Genomic DNA, 22,745 nt, shown 5'->3' on the forward strand with positions numbered 1-22,745 from the left:
GCCGACCTGGCGTGTGCCGTCGGTCCAGACGCCGTGCCCGTCGGGGTGGATGCGCTGGCCGAACATGTTGGCGGTGGTGCGTTCGTGGTGGCGGGTCGGCGGGCCCGGTGGCGCGGGTCGGCGGGCCCGGTGGCGGGTCGGCCGGCCGGACCAGCGGGCCCGGCGGCGGGTCGGGTCGCGGCCGCCGGCGGCCTTTCCGGCCGGCGGGGAAGATCAGAACGGGAGGGGGCGTTCGCTGTCCTCGCCCTGGAAGGTGCCGATCTCACGCAGCGCGTGCATCTTGTCGCGGCCACGCTCTATCGACGCCAGGGCCCGGGTGAGGAACTGCTCGAAGTTCGCCAGCGCCGTGTCGACGTAGTCGTCGACCTCCTCGCGCAGGCGCTGCGCCTCCGCGCGGGCCTCCGCGATGATCCGGGCGCCCTCGTGCTCCGCGGAGACCGTGATCTCGTTCACCGAGACGAGCCGGGCGTGCTCGGTCTCACCCTCGCTGATGATCCGGTCCGCCTCACGCTTGCCGGCGTCGATGATCTTGTCGCGCTCCTCCAGGAGGGCCACGGCGCGGCGCAGGTCGCCCGGGAGCTCGGAGCGCAGCTCGTCGAGCAGCGCGACCATCTCCGCGCGGTCGAACATGAAGTTCGTCCGCGACATCGGGACGGATCGTGCCTGCTCCACCATGGAGATGATCTCGTCGATGCGGTCGAGCGGATCCACCGGCGCCTCACTCCTGTCAGCTCGCACTCACGCTGAGTGGTGCGATCACGTTACTGCCGAACCCGACGACGAGACCGCGAAGGCCACGCCGTCAGTTTTGCCGCAGCCTCGTCACGAGTCGCTCCCCGACGAAGTCCGGGACGTACGGCGAGGCGTCCCCGCCCCACTTGACCACGTCCTTGACGAGACTGGAAGAGAGGAAGGAATACAGCGGGTTCGTCGGCATGAACAATGTCTCCACGCCGGAGAGTCCGATGTTCATCTGCGCCATCTGCAACTCGTAGTCGAAGTCGCTGACCGCGCGCAGGCCCTTGATGACCACGGCGGCGCCCTGGGCCCGGCAGAAGTCGACGAGCAGCCCGTGGAAGGACTCGACCCGGATGTTGTCGTACGCCGCGGTCGCCTGGCGCAGCATGTCGATGCGCTCCTCCACCGTGAACAGCCCGGTCTTGGAGTGGTTGATCAGCACGCCGACGATGACCTCGTCGAAGAGCCGGCTGGCCCGCCCGACGATGTCGAGGTGGCCGTTGGTGACCGGGTCGAAGGAGCCGGGACAGACCGCTCGTCTCATGATCGGCGACCGTACCAAAGTGTGGTCTCCCCGTAGCGCCGGCTGCGGTCGGCGGTGATGCCGTCCACCCAGTTCAGCGGCGCGCCGCGCACCGCCGTACGGGTGGACCGCTCGAAGGTCACGACCGCGTCCCCGGCGAGCCAGCCGTTGTCCAGCAGCGCGCGCTGCACCTCGTCGATCTCATCGTCACTCACCGCGTACGGCGGGTCGGCGAAGATGACGTCGTACGGACCGCCCTCGGGCGGGGACGCGAGCACCTGCGCCACCTTGCCGGTGATCAGCCGGGCGGAGTCACCGGCGCGCAGCGTGACGATGTTGTCGCGGATGACCCGGGCGGCCTTGGCGTCGGCCTCGACCAGCAGCGCGTACGCCGCCCCGCGGGACAGCGCCTCCAGGCCGATCGCGCCGGAGCCCGCGTACAGGTCGGCGAAGCGGGCGCCTTCGAGGTCGGTCATGGCTTCCAGGGCGCTGAAGTAGGCCTCGCGTACCCGGTCCGACGTGGGCCTGGTCAGCGCGCCGGGCGGCGCGGAGAGGCGGCGGCCACCGTGCGCGCCCGCGATGATCCGGGTCATGCGACCGCCCGCGGCCGGCGCCCCGCGGCGGAGAAGGGGGCAGCCGGATCGACCCCGGCGACACGTTCTAGTAGCACGCTGTGACGCTACGCCACCACAAAGCACCGGCCACTGCGGAGTGAACTTTTCCCCTCCCGAAACGGACGGATCGACACCGATCGCATCCACTTCGGTGCGATCCGTAGAGGGAAGATCACGAATATGTATCAACCCGCTTAGCGAAGCCTGGGACGGTCTTCAGGCTCGTCTCAGTCGCTATGGTCGACCGGCCGCCGACGAAACGCTGTCGGCTCGACGATGCGGGGAGGCGTCGTCGCGGGCCCTCGCGGACGCCCATGACCGCGCGACGGGCCGCCTTCAGCCTGCCCTGCGCCGTACCCCCGGTCCTCTTCACAGGAGTAGGCGTGAACCTGCTTAAGTCCCCGTTCCGGCGCACCACCGCGGTCGTGGCCGGCGCCTTCCTCGGCCTGGCCGGCGCGGTCGCCCTGATCGGCCCGGCCAGCGCCCACGCGCCCGTCATCAAGGGCACGGTCACCTGCGCCGAGGCCAACGGCCAGTGGAAGGTCGACTGGTCCGTCGCGAACGACTTCGGCGTCTGGGCCACGGTGCGCGAGGTGGAGACCTCCAACGCCGCCGCCCCGGACGGCGCGATCAAGATCGGCGAGCGCGTCGCCCCCAACTTCAGCAACCCGCTGGTCGGCACGAGCACCCTCGAGGGCTCGGACGCCACGGCCGGGCTCAAGGTCTCGCTGAAGTGGGACGACGACTTCGTCAGGGACGCGACCGCCACGGTGTCCAAGCCGGAGACCTGCACGGCCCCCGCCCCGCAGCCCAGCGCCTCGACCCCGAGCACCGAGCCGGAGCCGAGCGCGTCGACCCCGAGCGAGCCCGCGCCCAGCGCGTCGACCCCCGAGGAGTCGACCCCGGTCCCCAGCGAGTCCGCCCCGGCCCCCGAGCCCACCCCGAGCTACGGCGAGGCCGAGCCGATCTTCGAGGTCACCTGCGACTCGATGACCGTGGGTCTGGACAACCCCGAGGACGGCGTGGAGATCCCGCTGGTGCTCGAGCCCAACAAGGGTGAGAAGCGGACCCTCGTCATCAAGCCGGGCGAGAAGAAGACCACCACGTTCCAGACCTCCGAGGGCTTCAAGCTGAAGATCTACCTCCAGGGCTACGAGGACCAGTCCGAGACCATCGCCTGGGAGGCCCCCGAGGGCTGCGCGGCCGGTGGTGGCGGCGGTGACGACGAGCCGTCCCTGCCGCTGACCGGTGCCGCCGCGGGCAGCATCGCCGCCGGTGCGGGCGTCCTGCTCGCCGCGGGTGTGGCGCTGTTCTTCTTCGCCCGCCGTCGCAAGGTGAAGTTCACCGCCTGATAGCACCACGCCCGAGGGGCGCGCGGACCGTCACGGTCGGCGCGCCCCTCGCTCGTCCGGGTGACGGTTATTTCGATCGACGACAACACAGCGCATCGACCCTGGTGCCGTCGGTACAGCGATGGTCTCGGATGCGCAACAAGACCCTTAAGCCGTTCTGTGCCTCTTCCCAGATTCCGAGCAATCGCTAAGGTCAGGCGCGCCGACGAAACGCTATCGGCTCGACGACCTGGGGAGGCGTCGTCCCCGGCCCGTCCCTCACCCGACGCCGGTCCTGCCTTCCTGGTCGTGCCCCCTCGGTTACACCGCCCCCAGGAGTACGCGTGAAGTTGAACTCCCCGCTCCGCCGCGCCGCGACTGTCCTCGCCGGCGCGCTCATCGGCCTGGGTGGAGCCGCGGCCGTCACCGCGCCCGCCAGCGCCCACGCCTCGAACGTCAGCGGCACGGCCGTCTGCGACACCGCCACCGGTACGCGGATCGTGACCTGGACGCTCACCAACGACTACCCCACCGACGCCACCGTGGCGGACCTCAAGACCACGCCCACCGAGGTCGAGAAGGCCGCCGAGGGCAACCTCGTCATCCCCAAGTCGGAGCGCCGCAGCAACGGTGAGCTCACCCTCACCCAGAAGGTGACCGGCGACGCGAAGGAAGCCACGATCTCCTTCAAGTCCATCTGGTCCTCCGACGGATTCGTCGACCAGGACAATTCGGCCAAGGTGGACCTGAGCGAGCCGTGCGCCCCCGTCGAGACGCCCTGCGTCGAGGCCGGGCAGGCGAGCTTCCACCACACGTTCGGCGTGAGCGAGAAGGGTTCCACGGCCACCGTGACCCTCGACGACGGCGTCAAGCTGTGCGAGGGCGAGCCGGTCACGCTCGTGTCGTACTTCGCGCCGAAGCCGCAGTTCGCCGTGCCGCAGTACAAGTACGACAGCGACACCGGCTCGATCGACAACGAGCACCGCTCGGTGACGCTGACCGTCGACGTGCCGGACTGCAACACGCAGGTCGACCTGTTCTTCGGCGGCGAGAAGGACATCATCGACGAGATCACCGAGGGCGGCCCCCGCTACGGCGACAAGAAGCTCGGCAGCAACGACGGCCCCGGCGCACGCTCGAAGGGCCCGCAGGGCTGGTACAACGGCGGCGGCAAGGGCTGCCAGACCCCGGCCGTCGAACCACTGTCGCAGTGCGACGGCACCGTCCAGCTCAACCTCAGCAACAACGGCGAGATCAGCCGCTACGCCGTCGACTTCACCATCACCGCCGGCGACTTCTCCAAGACCGTCACCGTCAAGCCCGGCAAGGGCGAGACCGTCACCGTCCCCGCCGGCGCCGGCACCATCACCGTCAGCGCCGACGGCATGGACGACATCACGTACGACTGGAAGGCGCCCGAGGACTGCGCGCTGCCCACCGTGATCGTCGAGAACGACTGTGACACCGTCGCGATCACCGTCGAGAACCCCGAGGGCGTCACCCCGGCGACGGCGAAGATCACGTACGGCGGGAAGTCGGAGACCGTGACCGTGGCGGCCGGCAAGTCGGAGAAGGTCACGTTCGACGCCGGCAAGGCGACGTACGCGACGGTCGAGTTCCCCGGCCTCGACGTCGAGCCGATCAAGGCGACGCTCGAGAAGCTGGACTGCGACAACGGCGGTGGCGCCGGCGGTGGCGACAGCGACGAGCCCGGCCTCCCCGTCACCGGCCCGGTGGCCGGCGGCATCGCGGGCGGCGCGGCCCTCCTGCTGATCGCCGGTGCGGTGCTGTTCGTCACCGCTCGCCGACGCAAGATCCGCTTCACCGCGTAGCAACGGCCGTACCCGATCGACAGGGCGCGCCGACCACCCGGTCGGCGCGCCCTCCCCACCTGCGACCAAGGCGGACCAGTGTCGAAGTCCCTGCTCCACCGCATCGCGGCGGTCGCCGCGGGCACCCTGCTCACCCTGACCGGCACGGCCCTCGCGGCGGGTCCGGCCCTCGCGGCGGGTCCGGCCGTCGCGGCGGGTCCGCAGACGACGGTCACCGGTGAGGCGACCTGCAACCCCGACAAGGGCGAGTGGCTCGTCTCCTGGACCCTGACCAACAGCGGTGACACGTTCGCCCGGGTCGACAAGCTGCGCACCGATCCGTCCCCCGTGCCGGACTTGACCGACGGCTACCTGATCCCGCGCCGCGCCCCGAGCGGCACGATCGGCAAGGTCGTGCTGCACCAGACGCTCCCCGGCGGTACGCCGTCCGCCACGGTCTCCTTCGTCGGCATCTGGGACCACGCCAAGGACACCGACAACCGGGCCACCGTGACCCTGGGCGACTGCAAGCCCGCGGAGACCCCCTGCGTCGAAGCCGCCGACGCGACGTTCCACCACGACTTCACGGTCGGCGACGGCCGGGCGACGGCCACCGTGACGCTGGACGACGGCGTGAAGCTCTGCCACGACGAGCCGGTCACGCTGGTCACGTACTTCGCGCCGAAGCCCGAGTTCTCGGTCCCGCAGTACGCCCACGACCACCAGACCGCGACCCTGGGCAACGACAACCGCTCGGTTGCCCTCTCCGCGGCCCTGCCGGACTGCAACGCCCAGGTCGACCTGTTCTTCGGCGGCGAGAAGGACATCATCGACGAGATCACCGAGGGCGGCCCCCGCTACGGCGACAAGAAGCTCGGCAGCAACGACGGCCCCGGCGCACGCTCGAAGGGCCCGCAGGGCTGGTACAACGGCGGCGGCAAGGGCTGCCAGACCCCGGCCGTCGAACCACTGTCGCAGTGCGACGGCACCGTCCAGCTCAACCTCAGCAACAACGGCGAGATCAGCCGCTACGCCGTCGACTTCACCATCACCGCCGGCGAGTTCACCAAGACCGTCACCGTCAAGCCCGGCAAGGGCGAAACCGTCACCGTCCCCGCCGGCACCGGCACCATCACCGTCAGCGCCGACGGCATGGACGACATCACGTACGACTGGAAGCGGCCGGACGACTGCGAGCCGCCCGCGGTGACCGTGACGAACGACTGCGAGACGGTCACCGTCACGATCACCAACCCGCAGGGCGGCGCCCCGGCGGCTGCCACGGTCACCTACGGCAAGGAGTCTAAACAGGTGACGGTCGCGCCGGGCGCCTCGGAGAAGGTGACGTTCCCGGCCGGCGACGCCCGCGTCGCGACGATCGCGTTCCCCGGCCTCGGCATCGAGCCGATCACCGCCGCGCTCGCCGAAGTGGACTGCGACGGCAGCGGCGACGGGGGCGACACGCCGGGCGACGGCACACCGGGCGGCGACAACGGCGGCACGCCCGGCGGCGACGGCGGCGGTCTTCCCGTCACCGGCGCCGCCGCCGGGGCGATCGCGAGTGGCGCGCTGGCGCTGCTGATCGCCGGTGGGGTGCTGTTCTACCTGGCCCGGCGCCGCCGGGTGACCTTCACTCCCTGAGAAACGCCTTCACTTCTGAGAAACGCCTTCACTTGCTGAGGAACGCCCTCACTTGCTGAGGAACGCCTTCACTTGCTGAGGAACGTCGGCGGGGTGAAGGAGCCGTCGGTCTCCGGGGTCCAGGGATGGACCCCGGAGACGGCCGCGACCGGGATCGGCGCGTACAGGTGCGGGAACTGCATCCCGCCCGGATCCGGTGGGTCGCCGTCCTCCCAGACCACGGGTACGGGCAGCAGCGACTCCTCCAGCACCAGCAGCACCAGATCCGTGCGGCCGCGGGCCAGCAGAGTGGCCGGGATGTGCACCTGCTCCGGGGTGGAGCAGTGGATGAAGCCCTGGGTGGCCAGCGAATCCGCGCGGTAGACGCCGGTCGCCTGGGCAGCGTCCCAGTCGGCGCGCGGGCAGAAGTGCAGGATCATCCCTTCTCCAGGTATTCCGCTCGTTCCTCGTCCACCAGCGCCGCCACGGAGGCCGCCAGCGCCGGGTGCCGCTCCAGCGCCGGGTCGTCCCGGACCAGGTCGGCGGCCTCGGCCCGGGCCTCGGTGATGAGCTTGCTGTCCCGCAGCAACGAGAGCAGCCGCAGGTGGCTGTGCTTGCCGGACTGCGACGCGCCCAGCACGTCGCCCTCGCGGCGCTGCTCCAGGTCGAGCTCGGCCAGCTTGAAGCCGTCCGTCGTGGACGCCACCGCGTCGAGACGGTCGCGGGCGGGTGTGCCCTCCATCGCCTCGGTGACCAGCAGGCAGATGCCCGGCGCCGAGCCCCGGCCCACCCGGCCGCGCAGCTGGTGCAGCTGGGAGACGCCGAACCGATCCGCATCCATGATGATCATGACGGTGGAGTTGGGCACGTCCACGCCGACCTCGATGACCGTGGTCGCCACCAGCACGTCCAGATCACCGGCGGCGAAGCTGCGCATCACCGCGTCCTTCTCGTCGGCCGGCAGCCGCCCGTGCAGGATCCCGATCCGCAGCCCGCGCAAGGGGCCTTCCTCCAGAATCGGGGCCACGTCCAGAACGGCCAGCGGCGGGCGCCGGCTGGATTCATTGTCGCCGGGTGGCTCGCCGTCGTCCTCCGCGCCCGCCGCGTCGCCGATGCGCGGGCACACCACGTACGCCTGGTGTCCGGCCTTGACCTCTTCCTTCACCCGTTGCCACGCGCGCTCGAGGAACGCCGGGCGCTCCGGGGGCACCACGTGCGACGCGATCGGCGACCGGCCGCGCGGCAGCTGGGAGAGGGTGGAGGTCTCGAGGTCGCCGTACACCGTCATCGCGACCGTCCGCGGGATCGGCGTCGCGGTCATGACGAGCACGTGCGGCGGCCGGGCGGCCTTGGCGCGCAACGCGTCCCGCTGCTCCACCCCGAACCGGTGCTGCTCGTCCACGACCACCAGGCCGAGATCGTGGAAGTCGACACCCTCGTACAGCAGGGCGTGCGTGCCGACAACGATCCCGGCACTGCCGTCCGCGACCTTGGCGAGCGCCGCCCGCCGCGCCGCCGCGCCGAGCGAGCCGGTGACGAGCGTCAGCTGCGTACCGTCCGGATCCCCGTCGATCTCCCCGGCCCGGCCCAGCGCACCCAGCTGGGCACTGATGCTGCGATGGTGCTGGGTGGCCAGCACCTCGGTCGGGGCGAGCAGCGCCGCCTGGCCACCCGCATCGACCACCTGCAGCATCGCCCGCACGGCGACGAGGGTCTTGCCGGAACCGACCTCGCCCTGCAGCAGCCGGTGCATCGGATGCGGCCGCGCCAGGTCCGCGGCGATCTCCTCGCCGACCCGCGCCTGGCCCTCGGTCAGCTCGTACGGCAGGGCCGCGTCGAACGCGGCCAGGATCCCGTCCTCCCGGCGGGGTCGCGACCGTCCGGGCGCGGCGGCCGCGCGGGCCTTGCGCTGCACGAGCGTCAGCTGTACGGCGAAAGCCTCGTCCCACTTCAACCGGTGCTTCGCGCGGAACAGGTCCTCCTTGGAGCTCGGCCGGTGGATCTCACGCAGGGCCGTGCCGATGCCCACGAGGTTGCGGTTGGCGCGCACGGTCCCGGGCAACGGATCGTCCGGCGGCTGGAAGGTGTCGAGCACGGTCCGTACGCACTTCGCGATCGTCCACGTCGGCACGGCGGCGGCCGCGGGATAGACGGGGATCAGCGCGCCCGCGAACTCCTCGATCTCCTCGGCCGCCTCGTCCTGCGTCGCGTCAGCGCGCAGCAACTGGTACGCGGGCCCGTTGAGCTGGCGCTTGCCCCGGAAGTCGGTGACCTTGCCCGCGAACAGCCCCCACCGGCCCGTACGCAGCTCCCGCTCCCGCCACGCCTGGTTGAAGAACGTGCAGGTCAGCGTCGCGCCGGAGCCGTCGCCGATGGTGATCTCCAGCATGGTGCCGCGGCGCTGGCGCATCGGGCGTACGGTCGTGCTCTTCACCTGGGCGAGCAGGGTGACCTGCTCCCCGACCTCGAGCGCGCGCAGATCGGTGTGCTCGCCGCGCTCGTCGTAACGGCGCGGGAAGTGGTAGATCAGATCCCCGGCGGTGTGCAGATCGAGGTGCGTGGCGAGCGCCTTCGCGGTCCGCTCCCCCAGCACCTTCCGCAGCGGCGTGGTGGTCGTCGTCGCGATGGTCGTGTCGGTCATTCCACTCCTACCAGGAGGTGGTATCGGGGCTGGCCACCGGCGAAACACTGCACCTCGACGAACGGCCACGCGCGGGCGATGTGGGCCCGCAGCACATCCTCCAGGCCGGGCGGGGCGTCGGCGCCCAGGACCAGCGAGACCAGCTCACCGCCGCCGCCCAGCATGCGGTCGAGCAGCCGGCGGGAGACCTCGGCCAGGTCGTCGCCGGCCATGCCGGCCTCCCCGACCGCGCCCACGTCCCCGGCCGTCCCGGCCTCGACCGTGACCGCGTCCCGGGCCGGGGACACGGCCGCCGGGGACGACGCTTCGCCGGCCGGGGTGACGATGACGTGGACCTCGCCGTCGACCAGGCCGAGCAGGTCACCGGGGCGGCAGCGGCCGGCGACGGTGAGCGCCTCCCGGGCGGCCGTGGTCACCTCGCCGTAGCGACACGCGCCGGCGGCCTCGGCCATGGCGATCACGTCGTCGTCGAACCGGCGGCCCGGATCCCGCACGGCCAGCGCGGCGAGCGCCTGCACCGGCGACCGGGTGGGCACCACGCTGACCCGTACGCCCTGGCCGGCCGCCTCGCGCGCGGCGGACACGGCGACGGCGTGGGTGTTCGCGTCGTTGGGCAGCAGCACGACCCGCCGGGCCCGGGTCGCGGCGATGGCGGCGAGCATCTCGGCGGTGGACGGGTTCCGGTCCACGACGACGGCGCCCTCGTCGGCGAAGAGCGAGGTCAGCCCGTCACCGGCCGCCACGACGACGGCGCCGTGCAGGGGCTCCTCCGCGGCCGGATCCGCGGCCGGCTGCGGGACCGCCGGGACCACGACGTCGGATTCCGGAGGGGTGACGTGATCGTGGCGGTGGTCCTCCAGCCGCGTCACGGAGATCCGGTACGGCCGCCCCGCCGCCAGCCCGGCCTCGATCGCCGCGCCGATGTCGTGGACGTCGACGTGCACGTGGACGTTCCAGGTCGGCGGCTCGCCGTCGCCCGTGCCCACCACCACGAGCGAGTCGCCCAGCCCTTCGAGGGCGCCACGGAGCCGGTCCACCGCCGCAGCGCCGGCATCCAGCAGGTACTGCACCTCGTACCCGTGGTCGGCGGGTTGCGACGCGGCCGCGGGGGCCGCACCGGCCGCGGAAGGGGACTCCCATTCGGGGTTGCTGAGCGCCTCCACCAGGGCGTCGAGCAGGACGACCAGCCCCCGGCCACCGGCGTCGACGACCCCGGCGCGGGCCAGGACCGGCAGCTGCTGAGGGGTACGGGCCAGCGCCTCGGCCGCCGAGCGCGCGGCAGCCCGGGCCACCGTGATCAGGTCGTCGGACTTGATCCGGCCCGCTCCCTCGGCCGCGGCGGCCACCACGGAGAGAACCGTGCCCTCGACGGGACGGGCAACGGCGGCGTACGCGGCCTCGCTCGCCGTGCGGAGCGCGCGGGCCAGATCGGCACCGCGGGCGGAGGCCGTCGTGGCGAAGGTGTCGGCCATGCCGCGCAGGATCTGCGAGACGATGACGCCGGAGTTGCCGCGGGCGCCGAGGAGGGCCCCTCGGGCCATTCGACGCATCACCCGTCCCAGCAGCGTCCGCGCGTCCTTCACGCCGCTGCCGGTGCCGGCCTCGGCGTTGCTGCCCGCGCTGGTCTCGGCGCGACTGCCGGCGCCGGCCTCGGCGCTGCTCACCGCGCCGGCCTCGGTGGGGTTGTCCGGGGTTTCCACGGCCGTCGGCGGCGGGTCCGCGGGTGTCGCCCGCCCGTTGCCGCAGCTGTCCGCTCCGGCCGCGGAGGCCGGCGTGGGGTCCGTCAGGCTCGGCGCGCCGCCGGTCAGGTCGGCGCGCGACAGGTAGGCCTCGACTGCCTCGTGCGCCGATGTGAGCGTGAGGACGAGGTTCGTGCCCGTGTCGCCGTCGGGCACCGGGTAGACGTTCAGCTCGTCGATCTCGTGCTGGTGCGCGCGCAGGGCCGCGAGCCCAGCGCCGCACCAGCGGCGCACCGCGGCGGCGTCGAGGGTCTCCAGCACGCGAAAAGCGTACTAACCGCCTCCGACATTCGCCGGGTCCCTCGGCGGCCTCCGGGGCGATTGGCTGTCCGGCGGCGGCATCGGGTAACCTGGCCAGGTTGCCCGGGCGCAGTCTGCCCGTGGCATGAATCTCCGAGGCACCCTCAGTTCGCAGCCGGGCTTCGTCAAGTCCGCCCGGCGTATCAATCCCAGGAGTACCCCGTGGCTAGCGTGTGCGACGTCTGTGGCAAGGGACCGGGCTTCGGCCACAACGTGTCCCACTCGCACCGGCGGACCAACCGCCGCTGGAACCCGAACATCCAGTCGGTGCGCACCCCGGCCGGTGGCGGCAACACCAAGAAGCTGAAGGTCTGCACCTCGTGCATCAAGGCCGGCAAGGTCGTCCGCGCCTGACGCGCGGGCGCCGGGCTGATCGCCGCGCCGGAGAACAGCACTTCCCGTAGCCGCCGGGTCCCCGTGACCCGGCGGCTACGCGTGTCTGCCGGGTCCCCGTGACCCGGCGGCTACGCGTGTCTGCCGGCCCCCCGTGACCCGGCAGGCACGCGTGTCTGCCGGCCCCCCGTGACCCGGCAGGCACGCGTGTCTGCCGGAAGAAGCGGCCGCTTACAGCGTCCGGGCGTACGACAGCACTCCCGGCTCACCCTTGTAGTAGCCGAAGTCCTCGATCCGCTCATAGCCGTACTTCTCGTACAGGGCGATCGCTTCGGGCTGCTTGTCGCCGGTCTCCAGAATCACCCGTTTGCGTCCCCGCTGCCGGGCCGACTCCTCGATCGCGGCCAGCACCTGGCGGGCCACGCCGCGGCCCCGGGAGTCCGCGATCGTGAACATGCGCTTGAGCTCGGCGTCGTCTCCGTGGGTACGCCAGCCCGCGCAGCCGAGCAGCCGGCCCGTCTCGTCCTCCGCCACGAGGAACGCGCCGTCCGGCGGGGCGAAGTCGGACGGGGTGACCGGGGTGTCGTCGCCGCTGCCGCCGTACCGTGCGCTGAGCTCGGCCATCGCGGCCGCGATGAGGCGCTGCACCGCGGGGTCGCCGAAGCCGGCCTCGCGGATCTTGATCTTCTCCACCCCGCCACGCTAACGACCACCGCCGCGCCCGGCGGAAGCGGTCCCAAGCGGCCCACCCAGCTGCCGCCCGCCGGCCACGAGAAACCGGATCACAGCCGGCGGCCGTTGAGATGCAAGAGAGCACCCCTGGAACGCGACCGGAAGACCGTCAGCGGAAGTGGTCCCAGCCGGTGCCGCCCTGCCACGGCTTGCGGTCCACCGTCACCCCGGTGCCCTCGTGCACGCTGCCGATGACGCGCCAGGCCGGCGGCAGGCTCGCCGCGGACGGGAAGGTCGCGGCCAGGGCGTGGTCGTCGCCGCCGGCGAGGAGCCACACGTACGGGTCGACGCCGAGCGCCGACGCCGCGTCACGCATCTGGGCGGGGACCTCGAACGCGTCGCGGCGGATGTCGATGCCCACCACGCTCGCCGCGGCCACGTGGCCCAGATCCTGCAGCAGGCCGTCGGACACGTCGATCATCGAGGTCGCTCCGGCCGCCGCGGCCGCCGGGCCCTCCGCGTACGGGACGGCCGGCTTGCGGTACGCCTCGACGAGCACCTTCGGCGTGCGGAATCCGCGCGACAGCACGGTGTAGCCCGCCGCGGCGAAGCCCGTACGGCCGGCGAGCGCGACCACGTCTCCCGGCTGGGCCCCGCTGCGCACCACCGGGGCACGCCCGCCCAGATCGCCCAGCGCCGTGACCGCGATGGTCAAGGTGGGGCTCGACGACATGTCTCCGCCCACCACCGTGGCGCCCGTGCGTGCCGCCTCCTCCGAGAGCCCTTCGGCCAGTTCCTCGGCCCAGGTGACGTCCAGATCCGACGGTACGCACAGCGCCACCAGCAACGCGGTCGGCGTCGCGCCCATCGCCGCGATGTCCGCGAGGTTGGCGGCTGCCGCACGGCGGCCCACGTCACCGGCGCTGGACCAGTCGCGGCGGAAATGCCGGCCCTCCACGAGGACGTCCGTCGACGCCACGATCCGCTTGTCGGGCGCGGCCACCACCGCGGCGTCGTCGCCCGGGCCGAGCAGGCTCGCCGGGCCGCTCCCGAGCCGCGCGACGATCCGGGCGATCAGCCCGAACTCCCCCGTCTCCGCGATGCTCACGTCCACCGTCCCCCTCGTTCCCCTCGGATCCCGCCGAGCCACCCTGTGGTCGTCCCGCAGCCAGCCGGGCTGCGCGCCAGGCCCGCAGCCGCCGGGGCCGCGCAGCCGGCCCGCAGCCACCCGGGCCGCGCGACCGGCACGGCCGGCCCGCAGCCACCCGGCCGCGCGCCGGGCACACGGCCGGCGGAACGCGCACCCGATTTGTGGGTGCGCGCGCTCAGCATGCCGCGAGGAGCGCGCTCCGTACTGTAGTTTCACGTTCGGGTCACCGGCGCGCGGCGGACAGGAGACGGATTGTGGTTCAGGCGTACATCCTCATCCAGACCGAGGTAGGCAAGGCCCGGGACGTGGCCGCGGCCATCGGCAAGATCCCCGGCGTGGTCCGGTGCGACGCGGTGACCGGGCCGTACGACGTGGTCGTGCTCGCCGAGGGGCACAGCGTCGACGAGCTCGGGCGGATGATTGTGAGCAAAATCCAGTACGTGCCGGGCATCACCCGGACCGTCACGTGCTCCGTGGTAAATCTCTGACATGGTCGATGTGGAGACCCGCCCGGGCAAGCAGCCCCCCGCCAAGGATCCGGTGACGCGCAGCGCGGCCCTGTGGGCGACTGTCGTGGCCGTACCGGTGGCTCTGCTTGTCGGGTGGGGAATCTTCACGCAGATCGCGCCGGATGAACCGAAGGCGCAGCCCGCGGTGACGCAGCCCGCGGTCGTGCCGAGCGCGCCCGTGCAGATGGCGGCGCCGAAGCTGGGTGAGCGACCGGCGTCGGTCTGCCTCGCGGTGACGTCTCAGCTGCCCGTGAAGGTGCGGGATCTGGCCGCGCGCAAGGTGAGCGCCGGCCCGGAGCAGAACGCCGCCTACGGCGAGCCACCCATCACGGTCGCGTGCGGGGTCGCCCGGCCGGTGATGTGCAAGTCGCTCGACGAGACCGGCTCGGGCTGCGTGCCGCTGGACACGGAGCTGCTCAACATGAACCGGGTCTGCTGGTACGCCGACCCGAAGGCCGACGCCACCACGTTCACCACGATGGACCGTGAGGTGCCGGTGCAGGTCACGATCCCCAAGCAGTACGAGCAGCCGGCCCAGTGGGCGAACGAGTTCTCCGACGTCGTGGTGGAGACCGACAAGTCCGTGACCGAAGGCGTCCCGTCCGGCTGCGTGTGACGGGCCGGCCCTTCGAAGCAGCGGGCCGGCCCTGCAAAGGCCAGCGATCAGTGCAGGCCGGTGCCGCGGCGCAGCGCCGTACGGATCAGGCGGTCCACGACCTTCGGGTAGTCCAGGCCCGTGGCGGCCCACATCAGCGGGAACATCGACGTCGGCGTGAAGCCCGGCATCGTGTTGATCTCGTTGAGCAGGATCTCGTCGTCGGCGGTCACGAAGAAGTCCACACGGGCCAGTCCGGCGCAGTCGAGCGCCGTGAAGGTGCGGGCCGCGTACTCCTGGATCCGGCGGGTGACGTCCGGCTTGAGGTCGGCGGGGATCTGGTACGGCGTCCCGTCGCCCAGGTACTTCGCGTCGAAGTCGTAGAACTCGTCGTCGGCCGTGGTGACGAGGATCTCGGCGAGCAGGGAGGCCTCGGGCGCGCCGCCGGCCTCGCCCTCCAGCACGCCGCACTCCACCTCGCGGCCCACGATCGCCGCCTCGACGAGCACCTTGGGGTCGATCTGCCGGGCCTTGGCCACCGCCTCGTCCAGGTCCGCCCAGTCGGTGACCTTGCTGATGCCGTACGACGAGCCGGCCCGCGACGGCTTCACGAAGACGGGGAGGCCGAGCCGCTCCTTGTCCGCCTCGGACAGCGAGTGGCCGGCGCGCAGGACCGCGTACGGCCCCACGGGGATGCCTTCGGCGGCGGCGAGCTTCTTGGTGAACTCCTTGTCCATGCCGGCCGCCGAGGCGAAGACGTTCGCGCCCACGTACGGGATGCCGGCCATCTCGAGCATGCCCTGGATCGTGCCGTCCTCGCCGTACGCCCCGTGCAGGGCGGGGAAGACCACGTCGACACCGGCGAGGACCGCGACGCCGCCGGCGGGCTCCACCACCATCAGCCCGGACGACGTGGGGTCGGCGGGCAGCACGACCGCCTTGCCGGACTCGGCGGTGATCTCCGGCAGCCGGTCCCCCTCGATGGCGAGCCGGCCCGGGTCGTCGCCGGCGAGCACCCAGGAGCCCTCGCGGGTGATGCCGACCGGCACGACCTCGTACTCGTCGGGGTCGAGGGCGGCCAGGATGCTGCCCGCGCTCACGCACGAGATGGCGTGCTCGGTGCTGCGGCCACCGAACACGATCGCCACACGGGTTTTGCGAGGGGTCGTCATGACATGGCCTCTCGTTGCCGGGGATCGCTGGGCCGCCCGCCGCGCGGAGCCGGGCTGCGGGCATGCCGGAGGTGACCCTACTCTGCGTGAACCACAATCTGGAGTCGGCGGGCAGCGGACCGGCGTATGGAGACGGGGAGTCGATGAGACCAGCACTGCACGTGATCGCCTGGCACGGTCCCGGGCGGCTGGCGACCATGGCGCACGGCCGCGGCGGGGCTCGGCTGGCGCAGGAGATGGCCGGTCTGGCCGCCGCCGGCGTGGACGTGATCGTGTCGGCGCTCACCCCGGCCGAGGAGGAACGCCTCGGCCGCACGGGCGTCGCGGAGGCCGCTGCAGCCGCGGGCATCCAGCATGTGTCGTTCCCGATCCCGGACCGCGGGGTGCCGGACGACGTCGTGGAGCTGGGCGTACGGCTGGCAGCCCACGTCCGGGCGGGCCGTTTCGTGGTGACCCAGTGCTTCGCGGGCATCGGCCGGTCGACGCTGCTGGCCTGCGTGACGCTGGTGATGCTCGGCGTGGGCCCGGAACGCGCCCTGCGCCTGGTGACCGAGGCCCGCGGCCTGCCGGTGCCGGACACCGAGGCCCAGCGCGCCTGGCTCCACGACTTCGCCATCGCCCACGGCGGCTTTGCGAGCAGCACCCAGCCGCGTTGAAGGCGATGCACGACGGCCGGCTCCCCCCGTGGCAGCCGACCGTCGTGGTCCTCCCGTCTCAGCCCATCGGCGCCGAGCGGATCGCCACGTGCCGCAGCTCGCGGTGGTACAGCACCACGCCGAGAACCGTCACCAGCAAGCACACCGCCAGCGCGGCGCTGTACGGCAGGAAGCGCGTCAGCACCTCCCCGTTGTCACCGAGCCCGAGCAGCCCTTCGGAGGCGGCCACCGGCACCAGCGCGGGGACGAGCAGGGGCAGGCCGCCCCACGCGCCGAAGCGGTAGAAGCCCGCACTCGCGGCGGCGCCCGCGACGAGGTAGGCGAGGCAGCTCGGCAGGATGTGCCCGAACTCGCTGACGGCCACGCCGGGCGACCACTGCGGATAGTCCGTGGGCACCCCGTCCGCACCGCCGCGCAGCGCGTACTCGAAGCCGTGCCCGACCGGCACGAACAGCGCGAAGGCGACGGCCAGGAGTACGCCGAAGAGCAGCCCGCCGGCGATGAAGTCGCGCCGGGTGATGCCGGCCGCCACGAACTGCCGCAGGTTGACGGCGACGAGGGTGACGCCGACGACGCCCAGCCAGTACTTGACGGCGGATCCGGCGACGAACATCCACAGGCTGAACGGCTGCTCGGCGAACCGCCCGACCACCGCGTCGATGACGGTCACGCCGACGACGAGGAAGCCGGCGAACCACAGCAGCGTCGGCCGGTACATGCGGAGAAGTGTGGTGAGCACAGTGGTCATCGGACCGCCTCCGGGGTGCGCTCTGCCGAGGTGAGGTGGATGAAGAGGTCCTGGATGCCGACCGGCTCCAGGGTCAGCCCGGCGCTGCCGGCCCGCCGCTGCTCGTCGTCGTCGAGCCCGCCGTAGAGGGTCGCCTGGCGGACGCCGCCGAGGCTCTGCCGGGCGAGCACCGTACGGCCGGACACGAACGTCTCCACCGCCTCGGCCGGACCGGTCACGGCGACGCCGCGGGACCGGAAGGTGTCGGTGTCCTCCTGCACGATCAGGCGGCCGCGGTCGAGGATCAGCACCTGCTCGAAGAGGTCCGCGACCTCCTGGATGAGGTGGGTGGAGAGGATGACCGTGCGCGGGTGGGCGAGGTAGTCGGCGAGCAGCTCACGCTGGAAGACGCTGCGTGCGACGGCGTCCATGCCCAGATAGGCCTCGTCGAGGATGGTCAGCGGGGCCCGGGTGGCGAGGCCGATGACGACGCCGAGCGACGACCGCTGCCCCCGCGACAGTGCCGAGACCCGCTTGCGGCGGTCGAGGCCGAACGCGTCGGCCAGGTGGTCGGCGTACCCGGCGTCCCAGCGGGGCCGCAGCCGCGCGTGGAAGGCGAGGACCTTGCCGACGCGGTCGGCCTGCGCGAAGTCCGGGACGTCGCGGACGAACACGGTGTCCCGCATGGCCCGCGCGTTCTCGAACGGCTCCACGCCGTCCACGGTCACCGACCCGCCGCTGGCCGCCCGGTACGCCGCGAGCACGCTGAGCAGGCTGGTCTTGCCGGACCCGTTGCGTCCCAGCAGCCCGTAGATCTTGCCGGGCGCCAGATCCGTGGTGATGCCGTCGACGGCGACCGTGTCGCCGTAGCGGACGGTCAGCTCGCGCAGCGAGATCATCGGGCACCACCGTCGATGTGCCGCTTGATCTCGTCGACGGAGACGCCGATCATCCGGGCCTCGGCGAGCATGGGGTCGACGACGTCGGCGAAGAAGCGCTCGCGCCGCCGGGTGCGCAGCTTGTCCCGCGCGTCCGGGGTGACGAACATGCCGATGCCGCGCTTCTTGTAGAGCACTCCCTCGTCGACCAGCTGGGCGAAGCCCTTGGCCGCCGTGGCCGGGTTGATCTGGTAGAACGCCGCGTACTGGTTGGTGGACATGACCTGGTCGTCCTCCTTCAGCGTCCCGCTGAGGACCTCGTCCTTGATCCGGTTGGCGATCTGCAGATAGATGGGGCTGCGGTCGTCGAACACCACGGCCTCCTTAGTTCTGCGGTTCATTACTGATGTAATGAACCATAGAACCACGACGGCCATGAACGCAAGGCGCGTTTTCCTAGGCGGCGGCGAACGACTGCGGCAGCACGCCGTCGTCCCACAACCGGTCGAGGTGGGCGAGGAAGCCGACGAGGCTGCGTTCCAGCTCTCGCCGCTGCGCGGCATCGAGCACCGCCAGCGGGTCCGAGAACACCAGGCCCTCGGGATGCTTCGCCCGGGTACCCACGAACTTCCGGCAGGACGTGCACCAGACGTAGGACACCAGGGTCGGCCTGCGTGCGTTCTCCGGAGCATTCACGTACGCGCGCACGCTGCGACAACCGCAGGCCGGGCAGTCCCGTTCCCCCGGAGCGGCGAAGAAGCTCTCACCCTGCGCCAGCGCGGTCACCTCGGCGCCGCTGAAACTGCTCCACTCCGTCACAGCGTCAACTCTTGTCGAGAGCGGCGGTCAGGTCGTCGATCAGATCCGGCGTGTCCTCGATGCCGCAGGAGAGCCGTACGAAGCCGGGGGCGGTGTCGTCACCCCACTGCGCGCGCCGGTCGGCCGTGGTGTGCAGCCCGCCGAAGGACGTGGCAGCGAAGACGAGCTCCGAGGCCTGCAGGAACCGGGCGACCCGTTCGGCGCTGCCGAGGTCGAACGAGACGATGCCGGGGATGCGGCGCATCTGGCGCGAGGCGATCTCGTACGACGGGTCGGTCCCGAGACCCGGCCAGCGCACGCCGGTCACGTCGGAACGCCCGCTGAGCAGGTCGGCCACCGCGGCGGCGTTGGCGGTCTGCCGGGCCAGCCGCAGATCCAGCGTGGCCAGCGAGCGGTGCGCGAGCCAGCAGTCGAACGCGCCCGGGGTGCCGCCGGTCTGCGCGCGCCACGTCGTGACCCGGGCCAGCAGGTCCTCGTCGCCGGTCGCCACGTACCCGAGCAGCACGTCGGAGTGCCCGGTCAGCGCCTTGGTCCCGGAGGCGACCACCAGGTCGGCGCCGAGCTCCAGCGGCCGCTGCCCGAGCGGCGTCGACGTGGTGTTGTCCACCGCCACCAGCGCCCCGGCGGCGTGCGCCGCGGCCGAGACGACCCGCAGGTCGCAGACGTCCAGGCCGGGGTTGGCCGGGGTCTCCAGCAGCACCAGGCGTACGCCCTCGAACGACGGGTACGGCCCCGCGGTGGGCACGAGCACCGTGCTCACCCCGAGGTCGCGCAGCGTCCCCTCGGCGAAGGCGCGGACGGTGAAGTACCCGTCGGAGGGCAGCGCCACGGTGTCACCCGAGCGCAGCACCGACAGCAGCAAGGCGGTGACGGCGGCCTGCCCGGTGGCGAACGCCCGGACCCGGCCGCCCTCCAGCTCGCCGATCGCGGCCTCGAGCGCGCGCCGGGTCGGGTTGTCGGGGCGGCCGTACCCGTTCTCGCCCGGACCGGTGACCGGATCGAGGTGGTACGGCGCGGCGAACACCGGGCCCGGCAGGAACGGCTCCCCCGGCACCGGCTCCGGCAGCCCGGCATGGACGACCAGCGTGCCGTCCCCCTTGTCGCTCACGCTGTGCCCCATGGTCGCGCCTCCTGGCCCTCACCGTCGCGGCCCCGCACCGCCGCACGGAGGCGGCGTTCGGTGCAGTCCGTCACTCCGGCTTCATCTCCCTGCCCATCAGCAGCTTCACGGCGACGCGGGGATCCACGCCTTCGTGGCAGACCCGCTCGACCTGCTCGGTGATCGGCATCTCGACGCCGTGCGCGCGGGCGAGGTCGCGGATCGCCAGGCAGCTCTTCACGCCCTCGGCGGTCTGCTTCGCCGCGGCCTGCGCCGCCTCGAGCGACTCGCCGCGGCCGAGGTGCTCGCCGAAGGTCCGGTTGCGTGACAGCGGCGACGAGCACGTCGCCACGAGGTCGCCCAGGCCCGCGAGGCCCGCGAACGTCATCGGGTCCGCGCCGAGCGCCACCCCGAGCCGGGCGGTCTCGGCCAGCCCCCGGGTGATCAGCGACGCCTTGGTGTTGTCGCCCATCCCCATCGCGTGGGCCATCCCGTACGCGAGCGCGATGACGTTCTTGACCGCCCCGCCCAGCTCGCAGCCGATGACGTCGTCGCTCGTGTACGGCCGGATGTACGGCAGCGCGATGGCCTGCTGCACGAGCTGTGCCCGGGCCGGGTCGGTGCCGGCCACCACCGTCGCCGCGGGCTGCTCGGCGGCGATCTCCGGGGCCAGGTTGGGCCCGGAGACCACCACGACGCGGTCCGGGTCGACCTGCGCGGTCTCGACGATGACCTGGCTCATCCGCTTGGTGGTGCCCAGCTCGATGCCCTTCATCAGGGAGACGAGCGTGCAGTCGGCGGGCAGGTGCCCCGCCCAGTCGGCGAGGTTGCCACGAAGGGTCTGCGAGGGCACGGCGAGGAACACGAGCTCGGCGCCGGAAAGTGCCTGGCCGAGGTCGCTGGTGGCGGTGACCAGGGACGGCAGCTTGACGCCGGGCAGCGAGGACTCGTTCGTGTGCTGCTCGCGGATGGCGGCGGCGACGGAATCGCGTCGCGCCCACATGGTCACGTCCGAACCGGCCTCGGCGAGAATCTTGGCGAACGCCGTGCCCCAGGCGCCGGCGCCCAGCACCGCGGCGCGCCTCATGCCGACGCCCCGGCCGGGCCGGAGGGGCGCCGCGCGGGGGCCTGGTAGAGCTCCGGCGGCGGCGCCTCGCCGCGCAACTCGGCGAGCAGGTCACGGCCGGCGAGCTGGATCGCCTCGGTCATCTGGTCGAGCACCGCCCGGGTCGGCGCCTCGCCCCGCCAGCGGCTCAGGTCGACCGGCTTGCCGGCCACCACGCTCACCGGCCGGCGGGGCTTCAGCGAGATCTTGTTGGTCCGTACGTCGTGCACCTGCTGCGCGCCCCAGGTCGCCATCGGGATCACCGGCGCGCCGGTGACCAGGGCGAGCCGGGCGGCGCCGGTCTTGCCCCGCATCGGCCACAGGTCGGGGTCCCGGGTCGTCGTGCCCTCCGGGTAGATGATCACGACACCGCCCTGCCGGATCGCCTCGATGAGCGAGTCGAGGGACTTCACCGCCTCCACACTGCCGCGTTCGACCGGGATCTGCTGGGTCTTGCGCAGCATGAGCCCGATGAACGGCACCTTCCAGACGCTGGCCTTGCCGAGGAAGCGCGGCCACCGGCCGGACGCGTACACGTAGTGCGCCACGACGAGCGGGTCGAACTGCGAGATGTGGTTCGGCGTGATGATGAAGCCGCCGCCGGGCGGCAGATTCTCCATGCCGGACCAGCTGCGCCGGGTCCACACCCACATCGGCGGCAGCACCAGCATGACCGCCAGCCGCCGCCAGAACCCGAGCCGCCTGCGCTGCGCCACGGTATCCCCTCCGTCCCCCACACCCTGGGACGAAATCATGCCTGCTCGCGGTCGCCGTAGCCAGGCCGGGTCGCCGTGACGCGGGCGGCGGTCCCGGCGGTGGCAGGATTGTCGGCGTGTCAGGAGCGGACTGGACGGCGGTCATTCCCGTCAAGCGCCTCGTCGCGGCCAAGAGCCGGCTGCGCGGCGCCGTGCCCGACGCCCGGCACGAGGAGCTCGCCCTGGCCATGGTCCGGGACACGGTGACCGCGGTCGGCGCCTGCGACCGGGTGGCCGAGGTGCTGGTGGTCACGGACGACGCCGAGGTGGCCGCGGCGGTCGCCACGCTCGGCGCCCGGGTCACACCCGACCGTCCCCGGGCCGGGCTCAACGAGGCCATGCGGCACGGCGCCGACTCCGTCGCGGGTCTCGGCCGGGCACGTGCGGTGCTGACGGGAGACCTGCCGGCGCTGCGGCCGTACGAGCTGGGCGCCGCGCTGCTGAGCGCAGGCACCGGCCGCAGCATCGTGGTGGACGCCGCCGGGACGGGCACGGTGCTGCTGACGGCCGGCCCGGGCACCGCCCTGGACCCCCGTTTCGGCGTGGGGTCGGCGGCCGCGCACGCCGCCTCCGGCGCCCGGGTGCTGGCCGGGGACTGGCCCGGACTGCGCCAGGACGTGGACACCGCCGCGGATCTGCACGCGGTGCTGGGGCTCGGCGCCGGCGAGCACACCTGCGCCCTGCTGCGCGACCTCGGGCTCACCGCCGGGCATGATTGCCGCGTGCCGGCCGGCCCGCCACGGTAGCGTGCACGGCATGCAGGGCACGGTCGCGACCTTCGATCCCCGTACGCACACCGGCACGCTGCTGCTGGACGACGGCAGCGAGGTGGCGTTCCCGGCCGCCGCGTTCCGGGCCTCCGGACTGCGGCTGCTGCGCCTGGGTCAGCGGGTCACGATCGAGGCCGACGCCGCCGGCGATGTGATCAAGGTCCAAGTTCCCGGAATCTCCTGAGTCT

General features: G+C 72.5%; 25 protein-coding genes and 1 pseudogene. 9 read left to right on the plus strand and 17 right to left on the minus strand.

All coding sequences use genetic code 11. The annotated features are described in order from the left end of the window. Positions 1 to 213: 213 nt before the first annotated feature. The 3 genes from AB0K03_RS38335 to rsmD form a co-directional block, all read right to left on the minus strand. A complete protein-coding gene (locus tag AB0K03_RS38335; protein WP_071805703.1) occupies positions 214 to 711 on the minus strand; it encodes a hypothetical protein in 498 nt (165 codons plus the stop codon). Between the two features lie 91 nt (positions 712 to 802). Then, positions 803 to 1,282 carry a pantetheine-phosphate adenylyltransferase gene (gene coaD / locus AB0K03_RS38340; RefSeq protein WP_364696136.1) on the minus strand — a complete coding sequence of 160 codons (480 nt, stop codon included), beginning with the start codon at positions 1,280 to 1,282 and terminating at the stop codon, positions 803 to 805. Continuing rightward, on the minus strand, positions 1,279 to 1,854 hold the full coding sequence (gene rsmD, locus AB0K03_RS38345) for a 16S rRNA (guanine(966)-N(2))-methyltransferase RsmD (protein ID WP_364696138.1): 576 nt from the start codon (positions 1,852 to 1,854) through the stop codon (positions 1,279 to 1,281). The genes coaD and rsmD overlap by 4 nt, the downstream gene beginning before the upstream one ends. 404 nt (positions 1,855 to 2,258) lie before the next feature. On the opposite strand from rsmD, the gene AB0K03_RS38350 reads away from it, so the two are divergent. The 3 genes from AB0K03_RS38350 (at position 2,259) to AB0K03_RS38360 (ending at position 6,658) form a co-directional block, all read left to right on the plus strand. After that, positions 2,259 to 3,227, plus strand: a complete 969-nt coding sequence (locus AB0K03_RS38350; protein WP_364696140.1) for an LPXTG cell wall anchor domain-containing protein — start codon at positions 2,259 to 2,261, stop codon at positions 3,225 to 3,227. 323 nt (positions 3,228 to 3,550) lie between these two features. Then, positions 3,551 to 5,038, plus strand: a complete 1,488-nt coding sequence (locus tag AB0K03_RS38355; protein WP_364696142.1) for a cell wall anchor protein — start codon at positions 3,551 to 3,553, stop codon at positions 5,036 to 5,038. A 78-nt stretch (positions 5,039 to 5,116) separates the two neighbouring features. Next, positions 5,117 to 6,658 (plus strand): cell wall anchor protein, encoded by a 1,542-nt coding sequence (locus AB0K03_RS38360; RefSeq protein ID WP_364696144.1) that lies wholly within the window; start codon positions 5,117 to 5,119, stop codon positions 6,656 to 6,658. A 68-nt stretch (positions 6,659 to 6,726) separates the two neighbouring features. On the opposite strand, the gene AB0K03_RS38365 is transcribed toward AB0K03_RS38360, so the two are convergent. The 4 genes and pseudogenes from AB0K03_RS38365 to AB0K03_RS38380 form a co-directional block, all read right to left on the minus strand. Further along, positions 6,727 to 7,077 carry a DUF952 domain-containing protein gene (locus tag AB0K03_RS38365; RefSeq protein WP_364696146.1) on the minus strand — a complete coding sequence of 117 codons (351 nt, stop codon included), beginning with the start codon at positions 7,075 to 7,077 and terminating at the stop codon, positions 6,727 to 6,729. Further along, positions 7,074 to 9,278 (minus strand): ATP-dependent DNA helicase RecG, encoded by a 2,205-nt coding sequence (gene recG / locus AB0K03_RS38370; protein WP_364696148.1) that lies wholly within the window; start codon positions 9,276 to 9,278, stop codon positions 7,074 to 7,076. The genes AB0K03_RS38365 and recG overlap by 4 nt, the downstream gene beginning before the upstream one ends. After that, positions 9,275 to 10,978 (minus strand): DAK2 domain-containing protein, encoded by a 1,704-nt coding sequence (locus AB0K03_RS38375; protein ID WP_364696256.1) that lies wholly within the window; start codon positions 10,976 to 10,978, stop codon positions 9,275 to 9,277. Before AB0K03_RS38375 ends, recG begins: the two co-directional genes overlap by 4 nt. A gap of 132 nt (positions 10,979 to 11,110) precedes the next feature. Continuing rightward, positions 11,111 to 11,278: pseudogene (locus AB0K03_RS38380) on the minus strand (Dak phosphatase); the annotation flags it as partial. Positions 11,279 to 11,479: 201 nt separating this feature from the next. Between AB0K03_RS38380 and rpmB the strand changes: the two are divergent. Continuing rightward, positions 11,480 to 11,671 carry a 50S ribosomal protein L28 gene (gene rpmB / locus AB0K03_RS38385; protein ID WP_023561910.1) on the plus strand — a complete coding sequence of 64 codons (192 nt, stop codon included), beginning with the start codon at positions 11,480 to 11,482 and terminating at the stop codon, positions 11,669 to 11,671. A gap of 210 nt (positions 11,672 to 11,881) precedes the next feature. Here rpmB and AB0K03_RS38390 read toward each other — a convergent pair whose 3' ends face one another. Both AB0K03_RS38390 and AB0K03_RS38395 read right to left on the minus strand, forming a co-directional pair. Continuing rightward, positions 11,882 to 12,343, minus strand: coding sequence for a GNAT family N-acetyltransferase (locus tag AB0K03_RS38390; RefSeq protein ID WP_364696150.1), 462 nt, complete (start codon positions 12,341 to 12,343; stop codon positions 11,882 to 11,884). 148 nt (positions 12,344 to 12,491) lie between these two features. Continuing rightward, a complete protein-coding gene (locus AB0K03_RS38395; RefSeq protein ID WP_364696259.1) occupies positions 12,492 to 13,430 on the minus strand; it encodes a thiamine-phosphate kinase in 939 nt (312 codons plus the stop codon). A 296-nt stretch (positions 13,431 to 13,726) separates the two neighbouring features. Between AB0K03_RS38395 and AB0K03_RS38400 the strand changes: the two genes are divergently transcribed. Both AB0K03_RS38400 and AB0K03_RS38405 read left to right on the plus strand, forming a co-directional pair. Further along, positions 13,727 to 13,960: an Lrp/AsnC ligand binding domain-containing protein gene (locus AB0K03_RS38400; protein ID WP_364696152.1), complete on the plus strand. Its 234-nt coding sequence runs from the start codon at positions 13,727 to 13,729 to the stop codon at positions 13,958 to 13,960. Between the two features lies 1 nt (position 13,961). Beyond that, entirely contained in the window at positions 13,962 to 14,597 is a 636-nt protein-coding gene (locus tag AB0K03_RS38405; protein WP_364696154.1) for a DUF3515 family protein, read from the plus strand. A gap of 47 nt (positions 14,598 to 14,644) precedes the next feature. Here AB0K03_RS38405 and AB0K03_RS38410 read toward each other — a convergent pair whose 3' ends face one another. Beyond that, entirely contained in the window at positions 14,645 to 15,748 is a 1,104-nt protein-coding gene (locus AB0K03_RS38410; protein WP_364696156.1) for a D-alanine--D-alanine ligase family protein, read from the minus strand. Positions 15,749 to 15,891: 143 nt separating this feature from the next. On the opposite strand from AB0K03_RS38410, the gene AB0K03_RS38415 reads away from it, so the two are divergent. Continuing rightward, positions 15,892 to 16,404, plus strand: coding sequence for a hypothetical protein (locus AB0K03_RS38415; protein WP_364696158.1), 513 nt, complete (start codon positions 15,892 to 15,894; stop codon positions 16,402 to 16,404). Between the two features lie 58 nt (positions 16,405 to 16,462). On the opposite strand, the gene AB0K03_RS38420 is transcribed toward AB0K03_RS38415, so the two are convergent. The 7 genes from AB0K03_RS38420 to AB0K03_RS38450 all read right to left on the minus strand — a co-directional run bounded on the left by AB0K03_RS38420 (position 16,463) and on the right by AB0K03_RS38450 (position 21,703). Then, on the minus strand, positions 16,463 to 17,152 hold the full coding sequence (locus tag AB0K03_RS38420) for a hypothetical protein (protein WP_364696161.1): 690 nt from the start codon (positions 17,150 to 17,152) through the stop codon (positions 16,463 to 16,465). After that, positions 17,149 to 18,030, minus strand: coding sequence for an ABC transporter ATP-binding protein (locus tag AB0K03_RS38425; RefSeq protein ID WP_364696164.1), 882 nt, complete (start codon positions 18,028 to 18,030; stop codon positions 17,149 to 17,151). Before AB0K03_RS38425 ends, AB0K03_RS38420 begins: the two co-directional genes overlap by 4 nt. Further along, entirely contained in the window at positions 18,027 to 18,410 is a 384-nt protein-coding gene (locus AB0K03_RS38430) for a GntR family transcriptional regulator (RefSeq protein WP_364696166.1), read from the minus strand. The genes AB0K03_RS38425 and AB0K03_RS38430 overlap by 4 nt, the downstream gene beginning before the upstream one ends. Positions 18,411 to 18,465: 55 nt before the next feature. Next, positions 18,466 to 18,828, minus strand: a complete 363-nt coding sequence (locus tag AB0K03_RS38435) for a hypothetical protein (RefSeq protein WP_364696169.1) — start codon at positions 18,826 to 18,828, stop codon at positions 18,466 to 18,468. A gap of 4 nt (positions 18,829 to 18,832) precedes the next feature. After that, complete coding sequence (locus AB0K03_RS38440; RefSeq protein WP_364696172.1) at positions 18,833 to 19,936, minus strand: cystathionine gamma-lyase; 1,104 nt, start codon at positions 19,934 to 19,936, stop codon at positions 18,833 to 18,835. Between the two features lie 82 nt (positions 19,937 to 20,018). Then, positions 20,019 to 21,014, minus strand: coding sequence for an NAD(P)H-dependent glycerol-3-phosphate dehydrogenase (locus tag AB0K03_RS38445; protein ID WP_364696175.1), 996 nt, complete (start codon positions 21,012 to 21,014; stop codon positions 20,019 to 20,021). Beyond that, complete coding sequence (locus AB0K03_RS38450) at positions 21,011 to 21,703, minus strand: lysophospholipid acyltransferase family protein (protein ID WP_364696262.1); 693 nt, start codon at positions 21,701 to 21,703, stop codon at positions 21,011 to 21,013. The genes AB0K03_RS38445 and AB0K03_RS38450 overlap by 4 nt, the downstream gene beginning before the upstream one ends. Before the next feature lie 161 nt (positions 21,704 to 21,864). Here AB0K03_RS38450 and cofC point away from each other — a divergent pair, with 161 nt between their 5' ends. Continuing rightward, a complete protein-coding gene (gene cofC, locus AB0K03_RS38455; RefSeq protein WP_364696178.1) occupies positions 21,865 to 22,533 on the plus strand; it encodes a 2-phospho-L-lactate guanylyltransferase in 669 nt (222 codons plus the stop codon). Between the two features lie 10 nt (positions 22,534 to 22,543). After that, on the plus strand, positions 22,544 to 22,741 hold the full coding sequence (locus tag AB0K03_RS38460; protein ID WP_364696181.1) for a cold-shock protein: 198 nt from the start codon (positions 22,544 to 22,546) through the stop codon (positions 22,739 to 22,741). Positions 22,742 to 22,745: the final 4 nt, after the last annotated feature.

Origin of the sequence: Actinoplanes sp. NPDC049316 (assembly GCF_040677315.1) — a bacterium.
GTDB lineage: Bacteria > Actinomycetota > Actinomycetes > Mycobacteriales > Micromonosporaceae > Actinoplanes.

What these genes read in the sequence shown, in the direction of transcription:
- coaD (WP_364696136.1), bottom strand. Translation starts at nt 1,282, where the DNA reads ATGAGACGAGCGGTCTGTCCCGGCTCCTTCGACCCGGTCACCAACGGC.
- rsmD (WP_364696138.1), bottom strand. Translation starts at nt 1,854, where the DNA reads ATGACCCGGATCATCGCGGGCGCGCACGGTGGCCGCCGCCTCTCCGCG.
- AB0K03_RS38365 (WP_364696146.1), bottom strand. Translation starts at nt 7,077, where the DNA reads ATGATCCTGCACTTCTGCCCGCGCGCCGACTGGGACGCTGCCCAGGCG.
- recG (WP_364696148.1), bottom strand. Translation starts at nt 9,278, where the DNA reads ATGACCGACACGACCATCGCGACGACGACCACCACGCCGCTGCGGAAG.
- AB0K03_RS38405 (WP_364696154.1), top strand. Translation starts at nt 13,962, where the DNA reads ATGGTCGATGTGGAGACCCGCCCGGGCAAGCAGCCCCCCGCCAAGGAT.
- AB0K03_RS38410 (WP_364696156.1), bottom strand. Translation starts at nt 15,748, where the DNA reads ATGACGACCCCTCGCAAAACCCGTGTGGCGATCGTGTTCGGTGGCCGC.
- AB0K03_RS38415 (WP_364696158.1), top strand. Translation starts at nt 15,892, where the DNA reads ATGAGACCAGCACTGCACGTGATCGCCTGGCACGGTCCCGGGCGGCTG.
- AB0K03_RS38420 (WP_364696161.1), bottom strand. Translation starts at nt 17,152, where the DNA reads ATGACCACTGTGCTCACCACACTTCTCCGCATGTACCGGCCGACGCTG.
- AB0K03_RS38425 (WP_364696164.1), bottom strand. Translation starts at nt 18,030, where the DNA reads ATGATCTCGCTGCGCGAGCTGACCGTCCGCTACGGCGACACGGTCGCC.
- AB0K03_RS38430 (WP_364696166.1), bottom strand. Translation starts at nt 18,410, where the DNA reads ATGAACCGCAGAACTAAGGAGGCCGTGGTGTTCGACGACCGCAGCCCC.
- AB0K03_RS38445 (WP_364696175.1), bottom strand. Translation starts at nt 21,014, where the DNA reads ATGAGGCGCGCCGCGGTGCTGGGCGCCGGCGCCTGGGGCACGGCGTTC.
- AB0K03_RS38450 (WP_364696262.1), bottom strand. Translation starts at nt 21,703, where the DNA reads ATGCTGGTGCTGCCGCCGATGTGGGTGTGGACCCGGCGCAGCTGGTCC.
- AB0K03_RS38460 (WP_364696181.1), top strand. Translation starts at nt 22,544, where the DNA reads ATGCAGGGCACGGTCGCGACCTTCGATCCCCGTACGCACACCGGCACG.